General features: G+C 60.5%; 23 protein-coding genes. 9 read left to right on the top strand and 14 right to left on the bottom strand.

Annotated elements, in window-relative coordinates; translation table 11 throughout:
* The first annotated feature begins 137 nt into the window (after window positions 1–137).
* The 4 genes from J4E42_RS24115 to J4E42_RS24100 all read left to right on the top strand — a co-directional run bounded on the left by J4E42_RS24115 (window position 138) and on the right by J4E42_RS24100 (window position 4,013).
* On the top strand, window positions 138–1,391 hold the full coding sequence (locus tag J4E42_RS24115) for an OprD family porin (RefSeq protein WP_008039448.1): 1,254 nt from the start codon (window positions 138–140) through the stop codon (window positions 1,389–1,391).
* Window positions 1,392–1,583: 192 nt separating this feature from the next.
* Window positions 1,584–2,774 carry an FAD/NAD(P)-binding oxidoreductase gene (locus J4E42_RS24110; RefSeq protein ID WP_207286339.1) on the top strand — a complete coding sequence of 397 codons (1,191 nt, stop codon included), beginning with the start codon at window positions 1,584–1,586 and terminating at the stop codon, window positions 2,772–2,774.
* Between the two features lie 22 nt (window positions 2,775–2,796).
* Entirely contained in the window at window positions 2,797–3,174 is a 378-nt protein-coding gene (locus J4E42_RS24105) for a DUF1641 domain-containing protein (protein WP_207286338.1), read from the top strand.
* Between the two features lie 20 nt (window positions 3,175–3,194).
* On the top strand, window positions 3,195–4,013 hold the full coding sequence (locus J4E42_RS24100; protein ID WP_207286337.1) for a methyltransferase domain-containing protein: 819 nt from the start codon (window positions 3,195–3,197) through the stop codon (window positions 4,011–4,013).
* Window positions 4,014–4,125: 112 nt separating this feature from the next.
* Here the strand turns inward: J4E42_RS24100 and pcaC are convergent, their stop codons facing one another.
* The 11 genes from pcaC to pcaR all read right to left on the bottom strand — a co-directional run bounded on the left by pcaC (window position 4,126) and on the right by pcaR (window position 14,991).
* A complete protein-coding gene (pcaC, locus tag J4E42_RS24095) occupies window positions 4,126–4,518 on the bottom strand; it encodes a 4-carboxymuconolactone decarboxylase (RefSeq protein ID WP_008025653.1) in 393 nt (130 codons plus the stop codon).
* Window positions 4,519–4,529: 11 nt separating this feature from the next.
* Window positions 4,530–5,336, bottom strand: coding sequence for a 3-oxoadipate enol-lactonase (gene pcaD, locus J4E42_RS24090; protein ID WP_207286336.1), 807 nt, complete (start codon window positions 5,334–5,336; stop codon window positions 4,530–4,532).
* Window positions 5,337–5,347: 11 nt separating this feature from the next.
* Entirely contained in the window at window positions 5,348–6,712 is a 1,365-nt protein-coding gene (locus tag J4E42_RS24085) for a 3-carboxy-cis,cis-muconate cycloisomerase (RefSeq protein ID WP_207286335.1), read from the bottom strand.
* 45 nt (window positions 6,713–6,757) lie between these two features.
* Window positions 6,758–8,062, bottom strand: coding sequence for an MFS family transporter (locus J4E42_RS24080; RefSeq protein ID WP_207286334.1), 1,305 nt, complete (start codon window positions 8,060–8,062; stop codon window positions 6,758–6,760).
* A gap of 196 nt (window positions 8,063–8,258) precedes the next feature.
* Entirely contained in the window at window positions 8,259–8,825 is a 567-nt protein-coding gene (gene pcaG / locus J4E42_RS24075; protein WP_207286333.1) for a protocatechuate 3,4-dioxygenase subunit alpha, read from the bottom strand.
* Window position 8,826: 1 nt separating this feature from the next.
* Window positions 8,827–9,531, bottom strand: coding sequence for a protocatechuate 3,4-dioxygenase subunit beta (pcaH, locus tag J4E42_RS24070; RefSeq protein WP_008039436.1), 705 nt, complete (start codon window positions 9,529–9,531; stop codon window positions 8,827–8,829).
* 36 nt (window positions 9,532–9,567) lie between these two features.
* Window positions 9,568–10,773, bottom strand: coding sequence for a 3-oxoadipyl-CoA thiolase (gene pcaF, locus J4E42_RS24065; protein WP_207286332.1), 1,206 nt, complete (start codon window positions 10,771–10,773; stop codon window positions 9,568–9,570).
* Window positions 10,770–11,549, bottom strand: a complete 780-nt coding sequence (locus J4E42_RS24060) for a CoA-transferase subunit beta (RefSeq protein ID WP_008025640.1) — start codon at window positions 11,547–11,549, stop codon at window positions 10,770–10,772. Before J4E42_RS24060 ends, pcaF begins: the two co-directional genes overlap by 4 nt.
* Window positions 11,549–12,406, bottom strand: a complete 858-nt coding sequence (locus J4E42_RS24055) for a CoA transferase subunit A (protein ID WP_008025638.1) — start codon at window positions 12,404–12,406, stop codon at window positions 11,549–11,551. The genes J4E42_RS24060 and J4E42_RS24055 overlap by 1 nt, the downstream gene beginning before the upstream one ends.
* Window positions 12,407–12,674: 268 nt before the next feature.
* On the bottom strand, window positions 12,675–14,021 hold the full coding sequence (locus tag J4E42_RS24050; protein ID WP_008039434.1) for an MFS transporter: 1,347 nt from the start codon (window positions 14,019–14,021) through the stop codon (window positions 12,675–12,677).
* 127 nt (window positions 14,022–14,148) lie between these two features.
* Window positions 14,149–14,991, bottom strand: coding sequence for a pca regulon transcriptional regulator PcaR (gene pcaR / locus J4E42_RS24045; RefSeq protein ID WP_008025635.1), 843 nt, complete (start codon window positions 14,989–14,991; stop codon window positions 14,149–14,151).
* A 667-nt stretch (window positions 14,992–15,658) separates the two neighbouring features.
* On the opposite strand from pcaR, the gene J4E42_RS24040 reads away from it, so the two are divergent.
* Together J4E42_RS24040 and J4E42_RS24035 are read left to right on the top strand one after the other, a co-directional pair.
* Window positions 15,659–15,859, top strand: coding sequence for a hypothetical protein (locus J4E42_RS24040; protein WP_007903846.1), 201 nt, complete (start codon window positions 15,659–15,661; stop codon window positions 15,857–15,859).
* Between the two features lie 377 nt (window positions 15,860–16,236).
* Window positions 16,237–17,712 (top strand): inorganic phosphate transporter, encoded by a 1,476-nt coding sequence (locus J4E42_RS24035; RefSeq protein WP_008025627.1) that lies wholly within the window; start codon window positions 16,237–16,239, stop codon window positions 17,710–17,712.
* A 1,021-nt stretch (window positions 17,713–18,733) separates the two neighbouring features.
* Here the strand turns inward: J4E42_RS24035 and ccoM are convergent.
* Both ccoM and J4E42_RS24030 read right to left on the bottom strand, forming a co-directional pair.
* Window positions 18,734–18,850 carry a cytochrome c oxidase subunit CcoM gene (gene ccoM / locus J4E42_RS29630; RefSeq protein ID WP_007906619.1) on the bottom strand — a complete coding sequence of 39 codons (117 nt, stop codon included), beginning with the start codon at window positions 18,848–18,850 and terminating at the stop codon, window positions 18,734–18,736.
* A 142-nt stretch (window positions 18,851–18,992) separates the two neighbouring features.
* Window positions 18,993–19,154, bottom strand: coding sequence for a hypothetical protein (locus tag J4E42_RS24030; protein ID WP_085988412.1), 162 nt, complete (start codon window positions 19,152–19,154; stop codon window positions 18,993–18,995).
* A gap of 186 nt (window positions 19,155–19,340) precedes the next feature.
* On the opposite strand from J4E42_RS24030, the gene J4E42_RS24025 reads away from it, so the two are divergent.
* The 3 genes from J4E42_RS24025 (at window position 19,341) to J4E42_RS24015 (ending at window position 22,089) form a co-directional block, all read left to right on the top strand.
* Entirely contained in the window at window positions 19,341–20,234 is an 894-nt protein-coding gene (locus tag J4E42_RS24025) for a LysR substrate-binding domain-containing protein (RefSeq protein WP_207286331.1), read from the top strand.
* A 200-nt stretch (window positions 20,235–20,434) separates the two neighbouring features.
* On the top strand, window positions 20,435–20,905 hold the full coding sequence (locus tag J4E42_RS24020) for a RidA family protein (protein WP_207286330.1): 471 nt from the start codon (window positions 20,435–20,437) through the stop codon (window positions 20,903–20,905).
* Entirely contained in the window at window positions 20,902–22,089 is a 1,188-nt protein-coding gene (locus J4E42_RS24015; protein ID WP_207286329.1) for an aminotransferase class V-fold PLP-dependent enzyme, read from the top strand. Before J4E42_RS24020 ends, J4E42_RS24015 begins: the two co-directional genes overlap by 4 nt.
* Here the strand turns inward: J4E42_RS24015 and J4E42_RS24010 are convergent.
* Window positions 22,086–22,427 carry a hypothetical protein gene (locus J4E42_RS24010; protein WP_008034222.1) on the bottom strand — a complete coding sequence of 114 codons (342 nt, stop codon included), beginning with the start codon at window positions 22,425–22,427 and terminating at the stop codon, window positions 22,086–22,088. The two genes, J4E42_RS24015 and J4E42_RS24010, sit on opposite strands and share 4 nt — an antisense overlap.
* Window positions 22,428–22,451: the final 24 nt, after the last annotated feature.

Raw genomic sequence — 22,451 nt, 5'->3', positions numbered from 1 at the left:
TTCGACACCATGCCCCCGCGCCCCGCCCTGTCCGGCTGATCTCGCCCCGTTTCATTTGAATTCGAATCTTTTTGTCTGCAACCCGACGGTTGCGGCATCGCCCCGTTTCATCTCCAAGAATTAGAGAGACCGAGCCCATGACGCCTTCCACTTATTTCGTTCCCAGCCTGATCGCCCTCGCACTGGCCGGCGCCGCCCTGCCCGCCACGGCCGAAGAGGCGGGTTTTGTCGAAGGGGCCAAGGTCAACCTGAACCTGCGCAACTTCTACATCAACCGCAACTTCACCAACCCGACCAAGGCACAGGGCAAGGCTGAAGAGTGGACGCAAAGTTTCATCCTCGACGCCAAGTCGGGATTCACCCAAGGCACCGTCGGCTTCGGCATGGATGTGCTGGGGCTGTACTCGGTAAAACTCGACGGCGGTAAAGGCACCGGCGGTACGCAGTTGCTGCCGCTGGACCACGATGGTCGCCCGGCGGACAACTTCGGTCGCACCAACGTGGCGTTCAAGGCCAAGCTGTCGCAGACCGAAGTGAAGGTCGGCGAATGGATGCCGGTGCTGCCGATCCTGCGTTCGGACGATGGACGTTCGCTGCCACAAACCTTCCGTGGCGGTCAGATCACCTCAAAGGAAATCAACGGCCTGACGCTCTACGGCGGCCAGTTCCGCCAGAACAGCCCGCGTGACGACAGCAGCATGAATGACATGTCGATGACCGGCAAAGCGGCGTTCACCTCCGACCGCTTCAACTTCCAGGGCGGCGAATACCTGTTCAACGAGAAACGCACCCAGATCGGCCTGTGGAACGCCGAACTCAAGGACATCTACAGCCAGCAATTCGTCAACCTGACCCACAGCCAACCCGTCGGCGACTGGACTCTGGGCGCCAACCTCGGTTTCTTCTATGGCAAAGAAGACGGTAGCGCCCGCGCCGGCGATCTGGACAACAAGACCTGGTCGGGAATGCTTTCCGCCAAGTACGGCGGCAACACCTTCTACGTCGGCCTGCAAAAACTCACCGGCGACAGCGCCTGGATGCGGGTCAACGGCACCAGCGGCGGCACACTGGCCAACGACAGCTACAACTCCAGCTATGACAACGCGCGGGAAAAATCCTGGCAGGTGCGCCACGACTACAACTTCGTTGCGCTCGGCGTACCGGGCCTGACCCTGATGAACCGCTACATCAGCGGCGAAAACGTACACACCGGCACCATCACCGACGGCAAGGAATGGGGCCGCGAGAGTGAACTGGGCTACACCGTACAAAGCGGTGCGCTGAAGGACCTGAACGTCAAATGGCGCAACTCGACCATGCGCCGCGACTACAGCAACAACGAGTTCGACGAGAACCGGTTGATCATCAGCTACCCGATCAGTTTGTTGTAAGCCTCAGCGCCAGCGTTGCCCATTGCGGGAAACGCTGGCGCTGACCACTGGTCGCGATGAACTGGCGAATTATTGAACCGCAGATACAGTCATCAAGGTGTTCAAGTTCTCCAGCCTGATGTAGGAGCCCCCATTTTCTTCCGTTATCTCCGGATGCTGTACGCGAAGCTGCCATGACCACGGAGGTCAGGTATGAGCAAGCGAATAGTTATCGTCGGTGGCGGCGTCGGTGGAACCATGCTGGCCAATCAACTGGTCAACAAGCTGTATCCAGAAATCCTGCGCGGCGAAGTCCTGATTACCCTGCTGTCCAACTCCCCCGATCACTACTACAAACCTGCGTTCATGTACGTGGCGTTCAACCTGTTTTTTCAGGAAGAACTCAAGCGCCCGGAACGCTCATTGTTGCGCCCGGAAATCACCTTCAACGTTGAAGAAGTGACGCGTTTTGATTTCCCTGGGCAACGCCTCAAGACCCGCAGCGGCAAAGTCTACGACTACGATTATCTGGTCATCGCCACCGGTTGCGTGCCCGACCCTAAACGCATCGAAGGTTTGAAAGAAGGCGGCGACCACTTCTATCAATACGAGCCGGCCCGGCAACTGGCGCAGAAGCTGAGCACCATCGAAAAAGGCCGGATCTTCATTACCGTGTCTTTCCCGCAAACGCCCAACGTGCCGCATCAATGCGGCATCGCGCCCGTCGAAACCACCTTGATGCTCGATGATTATTTGCGGCGTAGAGGTGTGCGAGACCAGGTGGAAATTATCTACACCTACCCGACAACCGCTCAGTTACTGCGCAACTGCCTGTTCCTGCAACGACCGACAGGGGAAATTCTGCCGAGTATTTTCGAGCAGAAAAACATTCGTTTTCAGCGTGGGTTCACCCTGGACCGTGTCGATCCGGACAGCAAAATCGCCTACTCCGCAGAAGGCGACGCGCAGCCTTTCGACATACTGATGGCAACGCCGCCGATCCGCGCCGTGGATGCCGTGCTGGAGTCCGGAGCGTCACAAGCGCCCAACGACGAAGGCTGGCTGCCCACCAACCATGAATCCCTGCAAGTCTACGGCCTGGAAAACGTCTACGTGATCGGCGACACCGTCGATTTGCCGGTGAGCAAGGCCGGAGGCGCGTGCCATAACCAGGCACCGGTGATCGCCAACAACATTGCCGCTGAAATCCGCCTTGGTGGTCCCATCGATGTCTACGACGGACGGGTTCAGGCCGTCGCGCAAATGGGCCTCTATGCCGGCATGCCGCTTTGGTACAACTTCAAGCGCGACGTTCAGCCAACTCCACCGACCAAACTCGGCGGCCTGCTCAGACACGGCTTCAATCATGGCCTGTACTGGATGATTGCCCGGGGCATGCTGTGACGGGTTCTGGGAGACAAACACAATGACAAACCTGACAGATGAAACCCTCGCCATCGGCACGGCCGACAGGTCGGAGGGACTCGTTGCCTTGATGGCAAAACTGCAGCCGCTGATCGATGGCGGGCGACTGGATAACCTTGTCGATTTGCTCTCGTTGACCTCGGACATGGTCGACCTGCTGGACGCGGCCATGGTGGAAAAACTGGCGCGGTTGTTCGAAAACGCTACGGCGGCCACCTGGACCGTCAGTAACGCCGTGCGCATGGCCCGTGCCGAAGTCGCCGCTGCCCCTGAGCCACCGGGGGTCTACGCGTTGATAAAACTGCTGAACGAACCGGACACGCGCAAAGGTGTGGCTGTTGTCCTGAAAACCCTGAACGTCATCGGAAGACAACTGTAACCGCCAGAGAGGACCACCTCATGAGCGTCAAGCTTGATAAGGCAGGGAGCGCCTGCACGCACTGGGACGCCAAGGCGTACCAGCAGTTTTCGCGCCTCAGGCAACGACCGGTGAATGAATTGCTCGGTCGTGTCGAACTCAAATCGCCCCAACGTATTTATGACCTGGGGTGCGGCACCGGCATCGCCACGCAACTGTTGGCCAAGCGTTGGCCTCGCGCGCAGTTGCAGGGTATCGACAGCTCCGGACAAATGCTCGACGAAGCCCGCCTTCTGCCCATCAAGGCGCTGTGGAAACAGTGTGACCTGCTCGACTGGCAGCCCGAACAGCCAGCAGACCTGCTGTTCGCCGCCGCCGTTTTGCACTTCATCAAGGATCACCATCAACTGCTGCCGCGACTGCTCAGGCAGCTCAACCCTGGCGGTTGCCTGGCAGCGCACATGCCCGACTGGCGGGATGCGTTGTGGTATCGGTTGGTGCTCGACACGCTGGAAGACGCGGGGGCTTGCGGCCAACCGTTAGGCACGGCGCAGCTGCGCGAGGCCATGGCCGCACGAACGCTCTTGTCGCTGGAAGATTACTACCGCTTGCTCGCCCCGATCACTGACACCCTGGACATCTGGGAGACCGAGCAATTGCAGGTGGTCTGCGGCCAATCGCCGATCTATGACTGGGTCAAGGTCTCGGCGCTGCGACCAGTGATGCAGGGACTCAAGCCCGACGAACAGGCACGCTTCATTTACCACTACCTGATGCGCGTACACGCGCATTACCCGCCGGAGAGCGACGGGCGAACGCTGTTTCCGTTCAAGCGCATATTCATCGTCGCGACGGTGTAACACATGACATTGCCTTCGCGGGCAAGCCTCGCTCCTACAGAGGTTGTGATAATCCTGTAGGAGCGAGGCTTGCCCGCGAAGGCGTCAATTCATGCACCGCAAATCGCGAACATTATTCCCGGGACTCGACGCCCAACTCGTCCCAAACCGACTCGGCCAAATGAAACGTCGCATTCGCCGCCGGGATGCCGCAATAGATGGCGCTCTGCATGATCACTTCCTTGATCTCGCCACGGGTCACGCCATTGTTGGCGGCGGCACGCAGGTGCAGTTTGAGTTCACCCTCACGGTTCATGCCGATCAACATGGCGATGGTGATCAGGCTGCGGGTATGGCGCGGCAGGCCAGGTCGGGTCCAGATGTCGCCCCACGCATGGCGGGTGATCATCTCCTGAAACTCCGAATTGAACTCGGTCAGCGCGTTCAGGCTGCGGTCGACATGGGCGTCGCCGAGGACTGCGCGACGGACGTTCATGCCCTCGTCGTAACGTTGTTTCTCGTCCACGGATTTCCCCCTCAATGACCCAGCAAAAAAGCGAGAACGCGCTCACTGAACGCATCGCCCGCCTGTACGTTGGACAGGTGCGCCGCGTAGAACTCGGCGTACTCGGCACCTGCCACATGTTCCTGGATGAAGTGCCCACCGGACGGCGGCGTGACCGCGTCTTCGGTGCCGGCGATCACCAGCAGCGGCACTTTGATCGAGGACAACTGATCACGGAAATCGGCATCGCGCACGGCAGCGCAATTGGCTGCGTAACCTTGTGGCGAAGTGGCCGCGAGCATGTCGGTAATCCGTTTCGCCGCCGCCGGATTGGCCTCGGAAAAGTCCGGGGTAAACCAGCGCGCAATCGATGCATCGCGCAGCGCAACCATCGCCGCCGCGCCGTCACGCAACACGGTTTCGATGCGCGGGTTCCAGATCGACGGGTCGCCGATTTTCGCGGCGGTGTTGCACACCACCAGTTTGTTCAATCGATCACCGGCATTGATGCCCAGCCACTGGCCGATCAGGCCACCCATCGACAGACCACAGAAATGCGCCTTCTCAATGTGCAACGCATCCAGCAGCGCCAACACGTCTCGGCCCAGTTGTTCGATGCTGTAAGGCCCCGGCGTGACCAGGGATTTGCCGTGGCCACGGGTATCAAAACGCAGCACCCGGAAATGCTCGGTGAACGCGGCAATTTGCGCGTCCCACATGTGCAGGTCGGTGCCCAGCGAGTTGGACAGCACCAGCACCGGCGCATCGACCGGTCCATCGAAGTGCGGCCCTTCAATTTGGTAGTGCAGTTCGCCCTCGGCGAGTTGTACGAAAGCCACAGCAGTCTCCTTCAGGCAGTTAACGCAGAATGTTCAGCCACCGCTCGCTCGACCCAGGTACGGGCCTGTCCGAGGTAGTGAGCGGGGTCCAGCAGATGATCGAGTTCAGCAGCCGAGAGCTCGGCGGTCACGTGCGGCTCGTCGCCCAGCACCGCGCGCAAATGCCGTTGCTCGACCACGGCGCGCTTGCAGCACTGCTCCAGTAAATGATGCGCGGTGTCGCGGCCGACCCGTTGCGCGAGAACGATGCTCACCGCTTCGGCCAGCACCAGGCCTTGGGTCAGGTCGAGGTTGCGGGCCATGCGCTCGGCGTCCACTTCCAGTCCGTCTGCCACCAGCAATGCCTGCTTGAGGCTGCCGGACACCAGGCAACAAATCTCCGGCAGGGTTTCCCACTCGGCATGCCACAGGCCGAGGCTGCGCTCGTGCTCTTGCGGCATGGCACTGAACAGGGTCGAGAGCAGACCGGGAACCCGTGTTGCAGCGCCGATCAGCACGGCGGCGCCCACCGGGTTGCGTTTGTGCGGCATGGTCGACGAACCGCCCTTGCCCGGCGCCGAGGGTTCGAACACTTCGCCCGCTTCAGTCTGCATCAACAGGCTGATATCGCGACCGAGCTTGCCGAGACTGCCGGCGATCAATCCCAGCACCGAACCGAACTCCACCAGGCGGTCGCGTTGGGTGTGCCACGGTTGGTCGGGCAACGTCAGGCGCAGCTCCGTGGCCAGCGCGTCGGCAATCGGCAGCGCTTGCGCACCGAGGGCCGCGAGGGTCCCGGAGGCGCCGCCGAATTGCAGCACCAGCAGGCGCGGTTTGAGTTCTTGCAGGCGTTGACGGCTGCGGGTAACGGCGCCCAGCCAACCGGCGATCTTCATGCCCAAGGTGACCGGCGTTGCGTGCTGCAACCAGGTGCGACCGGCCAGCGGCGTGGCGACATAACGCTGGGCTTGCGTTGAAAGGGTTTCGCCCAGTTGCGCCAGATCGCTCTCAATCAGTTCCAGCGCCCGGCGCAATTGCAGCACCAGGCCGGTGTCCATCACGTCCTGGCTGGTGGCGCCCAGATGCACATAGCGCTCGGCTTCGGCATCGGTGGTCGCGATCTGTTTGCCCAAAGCTTTCACCAGCGGAATCGCCGAATTACCGGCCGTGGCAATCGCCTCGCCGAGGGCGGCGAAATCGTAATGCCCGGCGCGGCAAGCCGCTTCGATAGGCGCCACCGCCGTCTGCGGAATCAACCCGACATGCGCCTCGGCGCGGGCCAGCGCCGCTTCGAAATCGAGCATGGCCTGAACCCGGCCCTGATCGCAAAACACCTCGCGCATATCGCGCGCAGTGAAATAGGCATCGAACAATTGATTGCCCGGTCGCTGGTTCATAAACAGTCCCTGGAGGCGCGGGCCGCTTGGGCCCGCGGGTGTGGATCAAAGGTCGTTTTCTAGATACTTCGCATGCTTGGGCAGACGCAGGCTGAACAGGAACGCTATCGCCATCATCAACGTCACGTACCAGTAGAAGGAGTTTTCCATGCCGACCGCTTTGAGGCTCAAGGCTACATACTCCGCTGAACCACCGAATATTGCATTCGCCACCGCGTAAGCCAGGCCAACACCCAATGCACGCACCTCAGGCGGGAACATTTCGGCTTTTACCAGACCGCTGATCGAGGTGTAGAAACTGACAATCGCCAGCGCCAGGGTAATGAGCACGAAGGCCAGGAACGGACTGGTGACGCTTTTCAGGCTGAGCAGAATCGGCACGGTGCACAGCGTGCCGAGTGCGCCAAACCACAGCATCGAGCTCCGGCGGCCGATCCTGTCCGAGAGCATGCCGAAGATCGGCTGCATGCACATATAAAGGAACAGCGCGCCGGTCATGATGTAGCTGGCGGTCTTGGCATGCATGCCGGCGGTGTTCACCAGGTACTTCTGCATGTACGTGGTGAAGGTGTAGAAAATCAGCGAGCCACCGGCGGTATAGCCGAGCACGGTGATAAACGCGGCCTTATGGTCGCGGAACAACGCGCGGATGCTGCCGGCGTCCTTGTTTTCGCGCATTTCCTTGCTGGTGGTTTCTTTCAGCGAACGACGCAGGTACAGCGAAACCAATGCCGCCATGGCACCGACCACGAACGGAATCCGCCAGCCGTAGGCACGCAGATCATTCTCGGTGAGGAACTGTTGCAGCACCACCACCAGCGACACCGCCAGCAACTGCCCGCCGATCAGCGTCACGTACTGGAACGAGGCGAAGAAACCGCGCTGGCCCTTGAGCGCCACTTCGCTCATGTAGGTGGCGGTGGTGCCGTATTCGCCGCCCACCGACAGGCCCTGGAGCAAACGGGCGAACAGCAGCATGATCGGCGCCCAGACCCCGATGTCCTTGTAGGTCGGCAGGCAGGCGATGAGCAACGAACCGAAGCACATCATCAGAATCGATATCAGCATCGAATTCTTGCGCCCGTGCTTGTCCGCGACGCGACCGAAAATCCAGCCGCCAATCGGGCGCATCAGGAACCCGGCGGCAAACACGCCCGCAGTGTTGACCAGCTGCACCGTGGGGTTGTCGGACGGGAAAAAGGCAGGGGCGAAATAGATCGCGCAAAAGGCGTAGACGTAGAAGTCGAACCATTCGACGAGGTTGCCGGACGAGGCGCCGACAATCGCGAAGATCCGTTTGCTGCGCTCTTCGCCGGTGTATAGCGCGGTTGAAGCGATTGGCGTTGTCATTGTTTTTCACTCAATGGGGACAGTGAGAGTCTAGACACACTTTGCAACAGTCCCGTTCCACACAAGCAATACAGATCCCTTGTAGGAGCTGGCTTGCCAGCGATGAACGCAAGAGCGACGCGGATAATCCATGAATACGCGTCATCGTTAACGACCATCGCCAGCAAGCTGGCTCCTACAGGGATTTGTGGTGTTTTCAGTAGTCGAAGAACACCGTCTCCGCATCCGTGCCTTGCAGAATCACATTCCACTGATAAACACCGGTCGCATCCTGCTTCGCCAGCAAGGTATTGCGACGCTCGGCCGGCACGCACTCCAACAGCGGGTCGGCGACGTTGGCCGGCTCGCCATCAAAGTAAATCCGCGTCAGCAAGTGCTTCACCAGCCCGCGAGCAAACACCAGCACCACCAGGTGTGGCGCCTGGGTCGAACCTTTCAGGCCTTCCACTGTGCCCGGTTTGATCGTGGTGAAGCGGAAGCGCCCTTCGGCATCCACCGGGATCCGGCCAAAGCCTTCGAAGTTCGGGTCCAGCGGTTTGGCCTGATCGTCTTCGGGATGGTCGTACTTGCCGGCGGCGTTGGCCTGCCAGACTTCCAGCATCGCGTCGTTGACGATGTCACCGTTGCCGTCGATGACTTGCCCGGTGATCGCCACGCGCTCGCCCAGGGTGTGTTCGACGGTCAGGTTTTCGCGGTTCAGCCAGGTCAGGCCGATGTGGTAATACGGCCCGACGGTGTGGGACGTGGTCGCAGTCAGCGTCATCTTATTTCTCCATCGGCGTGGCGTCGCGGCCGCGCAAGACGATGTCCCAGCGGTAACCGAGGGCATAGGAAGGGATGGTTTTTTCCAGGTCGAAACTGGCGATCAAGCGCTCTTTGGCGCTGGTATCGGGCACGCAGTTGTAGATCGGGTCGTACGCCAGCAACGGGTCGCCGGGGAAATACATCTGCGTGACGAGGCGCGTCAGGATGCTCGGCCCGAACAGCGAAAAATGGATGTGCGCCGGACGCCAGGCATTGTGGTGGTTGCCCCACGGGTAAGCGCCGGGCTTGATGGTCTGGAATTGATACCAGCCATCGGCGTCGGTCACGGTGCGGCCGGTGCCGGTGAAGTTCGGGTCCAGCGGCGCGTCGTGCAGGTCGCGGGCATGGTTGTAGCGACCGGCGGCGTTGGCCTGCCAGATCTCCACCAGAATCCCCGGCACCGGCAGACCGTTTTCATCCAGCACGCGGCCGTGAATGATGATGCGCTCGCCCAGCGGCTCGCCCTTGTGCTGGGCCGTCAGGTCATTGTCCTTCTCGTTGACGCGTTCGGCGCCGATGGTCGGACCGGTAATTTCCGACAACGAATGAGGCAAAAACACCAACGGCTTCGACGGTGAGCGACGGTTGGTGGATTGATACGTCGGGTGCAGGTACTCCGGCTGGGTGCCTTCCTGCGGGCGACGGTAACCAGGCTTGTCAGTCATTTCGCTTTCCTCAGTTCTTATTGTCACTGCTGTGGGTCAGACCCGTTCGATGGCCAAGGCCAGACCCTGGCCAACGCCGACGCACATGGTCGCCAGACCTTTCTTGCCACCGGTTTTTTCCAGCTGATGCAACGCCGTCAACACCAGGCGCGCGCCGCTCATGCCCAGCGGATGGCCCAGGGCAATGGCGCCACCGTTCGGGTTGACCTGCGCCGCGTCGTCCGCCAGGCCCAGTTCACGCAACACCGCCAAGCCTTGGCTGGCGAAGGCTTCGTTGAGTTCGATCACATCGAAATCGCTGACCGCCAGGCCGAGGCGTTCGGTCAGCTTGCGCACTGCCGGCACCGGGCCGATGCCCATGACACGTGGTGCGACACCGGCGCTGGACATGCCCAGCACTTTGGCGCGAGCAGTCAAACCGTGTTTCTTCACCGCTTCGGCCGAAGCCAGAATCAGTGCCGCCGCGCCGTCGTTCACACCCGAAGCATTGCCGGCGGTGACGGTTTTGTCGGGACCGTTGACCGGTTTCAGTTTGGCCAGGGTTTCCAGCGTGGTATCAGCGCGAGGATGTTCGTCCTGGCTGACGACGGTTTCACCCTTCTTGTGGGCAATCCGCACTTCAACGATTTCTTCCGCGAAAAATCCTGCAGCTTGCGCGGCGGCAGTCCGCTGCTGACTGCGCAGGGCAAACGCGTCCTGATCCTCGCGGGACACTTCATAATCGTCCGCCACGTTGTCGGCGGTCTGCGGCATCGCATCGACACCGTATTGCGCTTTCATCAGCGGGTTGATGAATCGCCAGCCGATGGTGGTGTCTTCCAGCTTCATGTTGCGCGAGAACGCTGCATCGGCCTTGCCCATCACGAACGGTGCGCGGGACATCGACTCGACGCCGCCGGCAATCGCCAGTTCCATTTCACCGCTGGCGATGGCTCGGAACGCGGTGCCGATGGCATCCATGCCCGAAGCGCAGAGGCGATTGAGGGTCACGCCCGGAATGGTTTCCGGCAGGCCCGCCAACAGCAGCGCCATGCGCGCCACGTTGCGATTGTCTTCACCGGCCTGGTTGGCGCAGCCGAGGAACACCTCGTCCACGGCGTTCCAGTCCACCGACGGGTTGCGCTCCATCAATGCCTTGATCGGCACAGCGGCCAGGTCGTCGGCGCGAACCGCCGACAGGCCACCGCCGAAACGGCCGATGGGGGTGCGAATCGCGTCGCAGATATAAACGTCACGCATCACGCTTCTCCGGGTGCTTGGCCGTGGGCGGCGGCGGTGCGGGCTTCCAGATCCCTGAGTGCCTTGAGTTCAACCTCGGTCGGCTCGGCAGTGTGTTCAACGGTGTCGGCGAAACGAATCGCCCAACCGGTGGCCGCAACCACTTGCTCGCGGGTCACGCCAGGGTGCAACGCCGTGACCACGAATTCATGGGTGCCCGCTTCCGGTTCCATGATGCACAGGTCGGTAATGATGCCGACCGGACCGGCGCCCGGCAGACCCAGACGCTTGCGCGAATCGCCGCCCTCGCCATGGCCGACCGAAGTGATGAAGTCGAGCTTGTCGACGAAGGAACGCGACGACTGCTTAAGGATGATCAACACGCTTTTGGCCGAACCGGCGATTTCCGGCGCGCCACCGGCGCCCGGCAGACGGACTTTCGGTGCGTGATAATCGCCGACTACCGTGGTGTTGATGTTGCCGAAGCGGTCGACTTGCGCGGCGCCGAGAAAACCGACGTCGATGCGCCCGCCCTGCAACCAGTAGCGAAAAATCTCACCGGTCGGGACGACGGTGTCAGCGGTTTCCGCCAGTTCACCGTCACCAATCGACAGCGGCAATACACTCGGCTTGGCACCGATCGGACCCGATTCATAGATCAGGACTACGTCGGGCGAGGACGTCAGCCGCGCCAGGTTGGCCGCTTTCGACGGCAGGCCGATGCCAACGAAGCACACCGAACCGTTCTTCAGTCGGCGAGCGGCGGCAACGGTCATCATTTCATTGGTGGTGTAAGTCATTACTTCGCCTCCGAAGCAGCGGCCAGCTTGGCCTGGAACTCGCTGAAGTCAGCGCAGCCATGGATGTACTCGTTGATCCACGCGGTGAAGGTTTCACGGTCGCGGGCAATCGGGTCCCAGGCCTGATAGAAACGGTTGTCACGCTCGTTGTAGCCGTGGGCGTAGGACGGATGCGCGCCACCGGGAACGTGGCAGACCGCGCTCAAGGCCCAGGTCGGCAGCACGCAGGAGTTCATCGGTGCGTTGAGGTCATCGACGATTTCTTCGACGGTGACGATGCAGCGCTTGGCGGCCAGTGCGGCTTCTTTTTGCACACCGAGGATGCCCCAGAGCAGCACGTTGCCTTTACGGTCGGCTTTCTGCGCGTGGATCACGGTGATGTCCGGGCGCACCGAAGGCACGGCGGCCAACACTTCGCCGGTGAACGGGCAGGTAACGGATTTGATCAGCGGGTTGACCTTCGGCAGGTCGGAACCGGCGTAGGCACGCAGCACCGCGAACGGCAGGCCGGAGGCACCAGCGACGTAGGCGTTCGCCAGGTCGGCGTGGCTGTGTTCTTCGATTTCCAGCGGGTGCGGCCACTGCTTCTCGACCGCATCACGCAGACGGTGCAGCGAACCCACGCCCGGGTTGCCGCCCCAGGAGAAAATCAGCTTGCGAGCACAACCGGCGCCGATCAACTGGTCGTAGATCAGGTCAGGCGTCATCCGTACCAGCGTCAGATCTTTCTTGCCCTGACGAATGATTTCATGACCCGCCGCCGTAGGGATCAGGTGAGTGAAGCCTTCGAGCGCAACGGTATCGCCGTCGTTAACGAATTGCTTCACCGCGTCGTGCAGCGAAAGGATTTCAGCCATGGGGCAGGCTCCCGTTTTGTTATGAACCGACAGTGGTAGAAAAAGGCGCGATGCGCGCGCCGGAATGACTAGAGAGTAAGCCCCATAAAAACGCCAAACAATCCGATAATCGACTGAGTGTTCGTTTATCGAACAGATTGTTGTCTCGCTACCGACCTCAAAAGCTTCGCGGGCAAGCCTCGCTCCTACGGGTAATCACTGAACCTGTAGGAGCGAGGCTTGCCCGCGAAGAGGCCATCAAACTCACTGAAGATTCTGAAACCCGGACTCAGGTCGCATCCGCATGGCTGACCATGCCCTTGATCACCACCGCCGTGGTCGCCAATGCCGCCGGAATCACCAGCGCCGTCAGCACCTGTTCAAAGTTCCAGCCCAACCCCAGCAACGTCGCGCCCATCCACGCCCCGAGGATCGCGCCAAAGCGACCAATCCCGAGCATCCACGACACACCCGTCGCCCGACCTTGAGTCGGATAAAACCGCGCCGCCAAAGAAGGCATCGCCGATTGCGCGCCGTTGACACACATCCCCGCCACCAGCACCAGGGTTGCCAACAGCGTGATGTTGCCCAGGCTCTGCCCTACCGCGTAGGCAAACACCCCGGCCAGCAAGTAGAAAGTGCCGATGACTTTGTGCGGATTGAACCGGTCCATCGCCCAGCCTACGCCCACGGCGCTCAACACACCGCCGAACTGGAACAGCGCGCCGATGAACGCCGCTTGCTCCATGCTCGCGCCACTGTCACGCATCAGCGTCGGCAGCCAACTGGTCAGCAGGTAAACGATCACCAGGCCCATGAAGTAGGTCAGCCACAACAACAAGGTGCCGGTGCTGTAAGTGCCGGAGAAGATCACCGCAAACACGTTGCGCGCCTTCACGGTTTTCTGTTCCGGCACACTGAAGCTGGATGCCTGAGCGACAACGCTCGGATCGATCGGCGCCAGCGCCTTGCGTACCTTGTCGGTGCCGCGATTGCGCACAACCAGGTAACGCGCCGATTCCGGCAGCCAGAGCAGCAAAACGACGGTGAGGATCAGCGGCAGAATTCCGCCGATCAGCAACAGGCTGTGCCAGCCGAACGCCGGAATCAGCTTGGCCGAAATAAACCCGCCACCGGCCATGCCGAGGTTGAAGCCGCAGAACATGCTGGTCACCAGCAGGGATTTTTTGCGCTCCGGGGTGTATTCCGACAGCAACGTCGTGGCGTTCGGCATACCGGCACCGAGGCCCAGGCCGGTCAGGAAGCGCAGCACCAGCAATTGATCGACATTAGTGCTGTAAGCCGACGCCAGGCTGAAGGCGCCGAACAACAACACGGCGCCCACCAGTACGACTTTTCGCCCGAAGCGGTCAGCCAACGGACCGGAACCCAGTGCGCCGAAGACCATACCGATCAACGCCGCACTCATCACCGGACCGAGGCTGGCGCGATCGATGCCCCAGTCCTGGGACAGTGCTGGCGCGATGAAGCCCATGGCCGCGGTGTCGAGGCCATCGAGGAAGACAATCAGGAAACACAGGATCACCACTCGCCACTGGTAGCGCGAAATGGGTTGAGCATTGATGAAGGACTGCACGTCGAGGCAGTTTCCTACAGCAGACTGAGGCTGGTTCATTATTTTTATTCCACGCAAGAACGCAGTCGGACAGGTGCCAGCCTAGGCTGGCGCTGCCGCGACATTAGTGATCCTGGGGAAAGTGCGTCAATTCGTTAAACGCGAGTCTGGGCGATTACCGAACAGCTTAGGCAAACAACTGGGCGCTGAGGTTGCGGCTGGCCGCCAGCAGACCCGGCAGGAACCGTTGCTCCAGCTCGTTGCGGCTGACCCGGCCGGCGTGCGTGCTGACGTTGAGCGCCGCCACCACTTGCCCGGAAGCGTCGTACACCGGAACGGCAATCGAGCGCAGGCCTTGTTCCAGTTCCTGATCGACGATGCACCAGCCTTGTTGCCGTACTTCCTGCAGACACTCGAGCAGCGCTTCGGGGGTATGCAGAGTGCGACTGGTCTTGGCTTGCAGGTCGGCATGGTCGAGGTATTCGCGCAGCGACGTGTCGTCCAGTGCCGCGAGAAGAATCCTGCCCATGGAGGTGCAATAGGCGGGCAGGCGTCCGCCCACCGACAGGTCCACCGAGATCAGACGCTGAGTGGTCGCCGAGCGGGCGATGTACAAAATGTCGTCGCCTTCCAGTGTGGCCATGTTGCAGGCCTCATGAAGTTGCTCGCTCATACGGTCGAGGTAAGGCTGGGCCGACACCGCCAACGGGGTCGAGGACAGATAGGCATGGCCGAGGGTCAGCACTTTGGGCAGCAGCGAATAGGTGCGACCGTCGGTGGTGGCGTAGCCGAGTTTGATCAGGGTGTGCAGGCAACGTCGCACAGCGGCGCGGGGAATTTCTGTGCGGTGACTGATCTGGGCGATGGTCAAATGCCGTTTGCGCTCCTGGAACGCTTGCACCACGGCCAGGCCACGGGCCAGGGACGTCATGAAATCCGGGTCGCCGGTCAGGGCCTGGATCCGCTTGGCGGGCGACGCGACTATCGGCGGCGCTACTGAAGCGAAGGAATTGCGCATTTGCTCGTTCATATCAGGTCCTTTTCCCACACGGATCGGCGAAGGCTATTACATGCGGCCCCGGGTTCGGCGCACAAGCCACAAGCAGCCAAGATCGGGCGATTATCGAACGGCCGACCGATAATCGCAATCAGCCCTATGGACGCGACAGACACTGTGCAGGTTTCGGCTCGCCCTCTATTACATGTTTTACCTTTGCTTGAACCCGCCGTTAAAGCCCCCCATATAAGCTTTAACTTGTTCGGCTTAATGACGCCAGAAAGACATCACTGCTAAGTGACCACAAAACTTTCAAGTAACAAAACAATCACACATTGCCATTCATTTTTAACTCGTTGGCGATAGTGTTCTGCAAATCGACCGCTATAATGCAACTCAGTGACCCCTCGGTTTTTACTTGCCGATTGCGTCACCCGGCAGCACGATGTTCCATCGCGGCTGCCCGCAGCAAGTGCCTGTCGTTCATTTCATATGCTCCGCCAGCGCGCTCGCTGAAACAGGAAACTGATGCTACGTCAGCCGTTTTGCTCTGGTGCCGTGGCCGCCTGCAACATGGAAGTATTGATTGCCGTGTCGTAAAACGATGCCTTTGCGGGCATTGTCCTTTCGGCGAGCGTGGTCAATGCATTTGCTGCAGCGCGATTTACCAGAATTAATCTCAACCCATACAGGTAGCACTGTGACGAAAGACGAACTGCGCGCGGAACTTGAGCGCCAGGAACAACGTTACAAGGAAGTTTACGGCGGGGAAGTCACCACCTACGCCGCTCAGCCCGAACCGGAACGCAAACCCTGGCGTAAACGCGCCACCGTTCAGGATCAGGCTTTTTCCCAGGAATTGCAGAAGATGGAAAAGGAACTCAAAGCCGAAGAGCCATGATTGCCCCGGCCTGATTCCTTTCAAGGGCCCGCGCCTGCCCCCGTTAAAAGCGGGAAGCAATGATGTTGCCATTCGCGCCCGCTACGAGCGGGCAGCGGCCTCCTCATCCATCTGATGAGGCAAATGGCTCATGTCTGGCCCTCTTCTCAGATATTTCACACAAGCGTTCAAGCCTCTCGCTTACAGGAGAGAAACCCTTGTGCCTGCGGGCTTTCCAAAGAAATTCAACGACTTGCAAAACCCGGTAAAAACCCGGCGCCTAGGCTATTTCCGCAAACTAATTCGTTGAAGAATGTTACCGATGAGCAGCTAGTGCATCGATTAGCAGTCTTTTCTGGCATAATCGCGCCCCCTTATGACCGGGTCAGAAAACCTTCATGATCGATTTATTCAGCGGACTGGATGCTTGGGTGCTTGTGAGCCTCTTGCTCGCCCTCGCCTTTGTCCTCGCCTTCGAGTTCATCAACGGCTTTCATGACACTGCAAACGCGGTGGCCACTGTTATCTACACCAAAGCCATGCCGCCTCATCTGGCCGTGTTCTTTTCCGGTGTGTTCAACTTTCTTGGCGTGCTGCTGGGCGGTGTCGGCGTGGCGTATGCCATCGTCCACCTGCTGCCGGTAGAACTGCTGATCAATGTGAACACCGGTCACGGGCTGGCCATGGTGTTCTCGTTGCTCGCCGCCGCCATCACCTGGAACCTGGGCACCTGGTACTTCGGTATCCCGGCCTCCAGCTCCCACACGCTGATCGGTTCGATCCTCGGGGTCGGCCTGGCCAACGCCCTGATCAACGACATTCCGTTGGCCGATGGTGTGAACTGGCAGAAGGCGATCGATATCGGTGCCTCCCTGGTGTTCTCGCCAATGGCCGGCTTCCTGGTCGCCGCGCTGATTCTGATCGGCCTTAAATGGTGGCGTCCGCTGTCGAAGATGCACAAGACGCCGGAACAGCGCCGCAAGATCGACGACAAGAAGCATCCGCCGTTCTGGAACCGCCTGGTGCTGGTGATCTCGGCCATGGCCGTGAGCTTCGTGCACGGTTCCAACGATGGTCAGAAAGGTATCGGCCTGATCATGCTGGTGCTGATCGGTATCGTGCCGGCGCAGTTCGTCCTCGACTTGGGCAGCACCACGTACCAGATCGAACGGACTCGCGATGCGACCCTGCACCTGAGCCAGTTCTACAAACGCAATGCCGATACGCTGGGCGAGTTCCTGGCACTGGGCAAAAGCGTGGAAGGCGATCTGCCGGAGAAATTCCGTTGCAACCCGAAACAGACCGAACCGACCATTTCCGCCCTGCTCGACACCCTTAAAGGTGTGGCCGATTACCACTCGTTGTCGGCGGAAAGCCGCATCGAAGTGCGTCGCTACCTGCTCTGCCTGGACGACACGGCCAAGAAAGTCAGCAAACTGCCAAGCCTCGCGGCCCGTGAAAAGGCTGACCTGGACAAGCTGCGCAAAGACCTGACAACCACCACCGAATACGCTCCGTTCTGGGTAATCCTGGCGGTCGCACTGGCTCTGGGCCTCGGTACCATGGTTGGCTGGAAACGCGTGGTACTGACCATCGGCGAGAAGATCGGCAAGCAAGGCATGACTTACTCCCAGGGCATGTCGGCGCAGATCACGACGGCGAGCCTGATCGGCATGGCCAACATCTTCAGCCTGCCGGTGTCCACCACCCACGTTCTGTCTTCGGGCGTGGCCGGCACCATGGTCGCCAACAAAAGCGGCCTGCAGGGCGGCACCGTCAAAACCATCCTGCTGGCTTGGGTCCTGACCCTGCCGGCAACCGTGGGCCTGTCGGCCGGCCTGTTCTGGCTGGCGTCGAAGGCACTGGCCAGCTGATACATCGCTGCAACGAAAAAGGCGCGTTCCGTGAGGTTCGCGCCTTTTTTTTATCGCTGCGTTTTAGTGAACTTCACGAAGCACGCGAGCTGGGGGGGGGCGGTGTTGGATGGGGTGCATATCCGTTTCTGCGGTGATGGCGGCTATGGGTTTCGCCCTTACGGCGAGTCACTTGGAAGAGCCCCAAGTAACCAAGGGCTCTTGCCCCTTTCGTTCGGTGCCTCGCCTAGGCTCGGCATACCCTCGCTCCGGTCCTGCTCCGTGGGCCCGCCGCCATCCTTGCCGGGTTGCCCACTGCGCAGAACCTGCGCTCGGCCTCTCGAGGGGGCGCTCAGATCAAAAGCTGAAGGCGAGCTAACGCTCGGCCTGATGAGTGGTGAGAAGCGAAAGCGTACGCGATTCCCTGTAGGAGCCGGCTTGCCGGCGAAAATCGTCTAGGCGACGCGTTCATTCAGACACCCCGCGTTATCGTTGGCGTCCATCGCCAGCAAGCTGGCTCCTACAGGGGATCGGTGTACAGGTCCGGAATGAGTGAACGCAGCCAAGAAGGACAGCGCGCCCCCCCCAAAGAGCCAGGTCGGCTTTCAGGCCGCCTCGGCGGCTGTGGCGGTGGTCGCCCCCTCGAGAGGCCGAGTGGAGGTTCTGCGCAGTGGGCAACCCGGCATGGATGCCGGGTTAGCCGCGCACGGCCAAGGATGGCCGATCGCGGCGGGCCCACGGAGCAGGACCGGAGCGAGGGTATGCCGAGCCTAGGCGAGGCACCGAACGAAAGGGGCAAAAGCGCTTTGGTTACTTTCGCGCTTTTCGAAAGTGACTCGCCGTAAGGGCGAAACCAATAGCCGCCATCACCACAGAAACGGATATGTACCCCACCCAACAATCAACCTGAAAACCCCAGGCCGTTGCCCAACTCAGAACCTCCCACCACCAACCCACACAAACCACCAGATTCTCGCAGGCAAAAAAAAGGGCAACCGAAGTTGCCCAAAATGCCTTGCGTGCTCATTGCATCCAGAAAGACCTACGGTTTTTTCCGTTTGTGCGAATCTTTCCAGATAAAAAATCCAAACCCTGCGAAAAACAGAACCATGAGGCCGACTGTCAGCACTCCGGCGATCACCACGTTGTCGAAAAACATGACTGGCCTCCTGCACTTGCCCTGTTGCGATGGGGCTAAGTTAACCAATCAGGCAGGAGAGGAAATTGACCGGGATCAATATCGCCCGAGACTGGGCGCAAAGGAGGGGGAAAACTGATCTACATCAACGGATGCAAGGGGTTTAACGCTTTTTCGGTTTGCTCTTCGGCTTCTTCTTCGCCTTGCCCAACGGCATTGCCTGCTCGAATGCCTGGCGCACTTCGTTCAGGCGTTTTTCGTTGAGGTCATGAACACGCTTGGCGCGTTCGGAATTGAGGTCGATCAGTTTGTCGTCTTGGCTCATGGTCTTCAGTGCATCGTGTGAAATGAAGTTCAACTGCCGCATCGCTCGGCAGGATTGCGCCAATAATGCGGTCTGGCGCCCGCGCTGACCAGTCGCCTGCGTAACAGCGGCTTAACAAAATATGTGCTCACGGCGTTTTTTCAACGCACAATCGCGACTTTGCGATGGACCCAAAGGACCCGCGCCGTGGAACTGCACCAGGATCTGCCTCCCTTGATGGCCCTGCGCGCCTTCGAGGCCGTGGCGCGTCATTTGAGTTTCATCAAGGCCGCCGATGAATTGTCGGTGACCCAAAGTGCAATCAGCCATCAAGTGCAGAAACTGGAACAGTTCCTCAATCAGCGGCTGTTTATCCGTCGCACCCGGGCCATCGATCTGACACCAACCGGGGCAGCCTACTACCGGCAAATTCAACCGGCCCTCGCCTCCATCGCCCTGGCCACCCGTGAACTGCGGGGCAATGAGCACCAGGAAAGCACCCTGCGCATCGGCCTGCTCGCCTCGTTCGCCACCCTGTGGCTGGCGCCGCGCCTGGCCAGTTTCAACGCGCGCCACCCGCACATTCATGTCGAACTCCTGCCCTCGGTGCAACTGGCCGACGTCAGCGGCGGCGAAGTCGACCTGGCCATTCGCTACGGCAAAGGTGGCTGGCCGAAAGTCCAGGCCCGGCGCTTTATGGTGGAAACACTGAACCCGGTCTGCAGCCCGGCGTTCAAGGCCAAGGGCACCGACCAAGGCCCGCTGCTCATGGCCAAGTCGCACCAGCCGTTCGAGTGGATCGACTGGAGCGCGCACAACGCCATCGACCTCAGCCATTGCCCCAGCGTCATGCTCCATGACTACAACATCGTCGTCGAAGCCGCCGTGGCCGGCCAAGGCATCGCCATGGGACGTCATCACTTGATCGAGCGCCGACTCAAGGACGGCTCGTTGGTAGAAGCCTTCTCCACCCCGCCGTTCATTAGCGATATCGGCTATTGGCTGGTCACGCCCGAGCGACCGCCGAGCCACGCGGCACAATGCTTTAGTGAATGGCTGAATGAGATGGCCAACATCGCACACAAATCTCACGGCGACTGAGGGTCAAAGGTGGGAGCGAGCCTGCTCGCGAAGGCGATGTCCCATCCAACATTCATGTGACTGACACACCCTTTCGCGAGCAGGCTCGCTCCCACATTCGATCTACGCATGAGCTAATTAAATACGTCGGATTAAATCTATCCGTTTGTCGCGCTCCCCGTCCGCCAACATGCTGAAGCCTTCATTCAGGAGGATTCACCATGACCGATTCACTCGCCCACCGTGTCCAGCAACTTGGCCTGAGCCTGCCAACACCGAGCCAGCCCATCGCCAACTACGTCAACCACGTGGTCAGCCAGAACCAGTTGTTCATTTCCGGGCAGATTCCGTTACTGGACGGCAAACCGGCATTCATCGGCCGATTGGGAGAGTCGATCTCCGATGAAGAAGGCGCCAACGCCGCCGAACTTGCCGCGCTGGGCCTGCTCGCACAATTGAGCGATGCGCTCGGTGATGACCTGTCGAAACTGGTGCGCATCATCCGTCTTGGCGTGTTCATCGCCAGCGCCCCAGATTTTGCGCGTCAAGGTGCGGTCGCCAATGGCGCGTCCAACCTGTTGGTCAATGCCCTCGGCGAAAAAGGCCAGCATGTGCGCACGGCTGTCGGCGTATCGAGCCTGCCCGGCGGCGTGGCCGTGGAAATCGACGCGATTTTCGAGCTGCGTCCATGAACCTCGACGAAGTGGAGCGTTTGCGAGCGGCGACGCCGGGGTGCGCCAGCGTGATTCACTTCAACCACGCCGGCGCCTCGTTGCCGAGCCAGGCCACCCTCGACGCGATCATCGAGCAACTGCGACTCGAAGCCCGCTGCGGCCCCATGGAGGCCGCCGACCAGAGCGTGCAGGCCCGCGCTCGCAGTGCGGCGGCTCTGCTGCTCAATGCAAACACTGAAAACATCGCGTTCGCCAGCAGCGGTTCGGCTGCCTGGGGCATGGCATTCAATGCATTGGGGCCATGGCAGGACGGCGAGCGGATTTTGGTCGGGCGCCATGAATGGGGCGGCAATCTGGCCTGCATCGCCGGGGCCGTCAGCGCCGGGGCGCGACTGGAGGTGATTCCCTGCGATGAGACGGGCGCCGTGTCCGTGTCCGCCCTCCAGCAGATGATCGACCCGAAGGTGAAGCTGATCGCGCTGACCTGGCTGCCGGCCAACGGCGGCCTGATCAACCCGGCCGAGGCCATCGGTGCCGTGGCGCGCCAGCACGGCATTCCCTACTTCATCGACGCCGGCCAGGCGCTGGGGCAATTGCCCTGCGATGTGCAGGCGTTGAACTGCGATGTGCTCAAGGGCGCCGGGCGCAAATTCCTCCGTGGCCCGCGAGGAACGGCGTTGATGTACATCAAACCGGGGTTTCTCGAACGTCTCGTGCCCGGCCATCTGGACGTGCTTTCCGCGCCGTGGGACGGCGAAGGTTTCTCGGTGCGTGACGATGCGCGGCGGTTTGAAACCAGTGAAGTATCGGTGGCTTTGCTGGCCGGGCTGGCCAATGCGCTGGAGGAGTTCAACCACTTGGGTGCAACCCGGATTCGCCAGCGGATCGAAAGCTTGAGCGGGCAACTGCGCGAACGCCTTGAGTCGGTCAGCGGGCTGACGCTACACAACCTGGGGCCGGCGAATCAGCAATCAGGCTTGATCGCCTTCACGCTCAAGGGTTGGGACAGCGTTGAATTGAAGCAGCGGCTGGCGCAACGAGGGATCAACATCGGCGCCAATGGCGTCGCCTATACACCGCTGGATATGCAGGCCCGAGGGCTGGACAGCATCGCGCGGATTGCCGTCAGTTACCTCAATACCGAAGAAGAAATGGATGTACTGCACAACGCCCTCAACGAACTTTCCCTCATCAAGGACTAAATCTGAATGTCGACCCACAACCCCTGACGCGGCTCGTCGTCCATCAATGGCGCGACCGGCACGGTATTATCCGCGTTGAGCTCAGTGCCGGGAATCGCCAGGTGCTCTTCAGGATCTTCATCGGCTTCACGGCGACGGCGTTCCTTTTCCTGCTTGCGGCGCTGTTCCTCGCGCAGCTGAAACGCCGCCTCTTCCGGATCGCGCTGTTGCAGGTCGATCGTGCTTTCGTTGGAGCTTTCCTGCACCGGTACAACAGGCGGAATATCCGGGCGCTGGCGGATCGGGTCGTGCTGTGAAGTGATCGGCACGGCACTCAAGGGGAGCATCGGTGGCAGCATAATTATTTGTCTCCTGTCAGCAGG

The sequence above is a fragment of the Pseudomonas sp. FW300-N2A2 genome (genome assembly GCF_017351735.1).
GTDB lineage: Bacteria > Pseudomonadota > Gammaproteobacteria > Pseudomonadales > Pseudomonadaceae > Aquipseudomonas > Aquipseudomonas migulae.
The sequence above is the reverse complement of the archived record's forward strand: the minus strand, read 5'-3'. Positions and strand labels throughout refer to the sequence as shown.

Bases quoted from the DNA above. Each gene is read 5' to 3' on its own strand.
- J4E42_RS24115 (WP_008039448.1), top strand. From the start codon at position 138: ATGACGCCTTCCACTTATTTCGTTCCCAGCCTGATCGCCCTCGCACTG.
- J4E42_RS24110 (WP_207286339.1), top strand. From the start codon at position 1,584: ATGAGCAAGCGAATAGTTATCGTCGGTGGCGGCGTCGGTGGAACCATG.
- J4E42_RS24105 (WP_207286338.1), top strand. From the start codon at position 2,797: ATGACAAACCTGACAGATGAAACCCTCGCCATCGGCACGGCCGACAGG.
- J4E42_RS24100 (WP_207286337.1), top strand. From the start codon at position 3,195: ATGAGCGTCAAGCTTGATAAGGCAGGGAGCGCCTGCACGCACTGGGAC.
- J4E42_RS24085 (WP_207286335.1), bottom strand. From the start codon at position 6,712: ATGAACCAGCGACCGGGCAATCAATTGTTCGATGCCTATTTCACTGCG.
- J4E42_RS24080 (WP_207286334.1), bottom strand. From the start codon at position 8,062: ATGACAACGCCAATCGCTTCAACCGCGCTATACACCGGCGAAGAGCGC.
- pcaG (WP_207286333.1), bottom strand. From the start codon at position 8,825: ATGACGCTGACTGCGACCACGTCCCACACCGTCGGGCCGTATTACCAC.
- pcaH (WP_008039436.1), bottom strand. From the start codon at position 9,531: ATGACTGACAAGCCTGGTTACCGTCGCCCGCAGGAAGGCACCCAGCCG.
- J4E42_RS24060 (WP_008025640.1), bottom strand. From the start codon at position 11,549: ATGACTTACACCACCAATGAAATGATGACCGTTGCCGCCGCTCGCCGA.
- J4E42_RS24055 (WP_008025638.1), bottom strand. From the start codon at position 12,406: ATGGCTGAAATCCTTTCGCTGCACGACGCGGTGAAGCAATTCGTTAAC.
- J4E42_RS24050 (WP_008039434.1), bottom strand. From the start codon at position 14,021: ATGAACCAGCCTCAGTCTGCTGTAGGAAACTGCCTCGACGTGCAGTCC.
- pcaR (WP_008025635.1), bottom strand. From the start codon at position 14,991: ATGAACGAGCAAATGCGCAATTCCTTCGCTTCAGTAGCGCCGCCGATA.
- J4E42_RS24035 (WP_008025627.1), top strand. From the start codon at position 16,237: ATGATCGATTTATTCAGCGGACTGGATGCTTGGGTGCTTGTGAGCCTC.
- ccoM (WP_007906619.1), bottom strand. From the start codon at position 18,850: ATGTTTTTCGACAACGTGGTGATCGCCGGAGTGCTGACAGTCGGCCTC.
- J4E42_RS24030 (WP_085988412.1), bottom strand. From the start codon at position 19,154: ATGAGCCAAGACGACAAACTGATCGACCTCAATTCCGAACGCGCCAAG.
- J4E42_RS24020 (WP_207286330.1), top strand. From the start codon at position 20,435: ATGACCGATTCACTCGCCCACCGTGTCCAGCAACTTGGCCTGAGCCTG.
- J4E42_RS24015 (WP_207286329.1), top strand. From the start codon at position 20,902: ATGAACCTCGACGAAGTGGAGCGTTTGCGAGCGGCGACGCCGGGGTGC.
- J4E42_RS24010 (WP_008034222.1), bottom strand. From the start codon at position 22,427: ATGCTGCCACCGATGCTCCCCTTGAGTGCCGTGCCGATCACTTCACAG.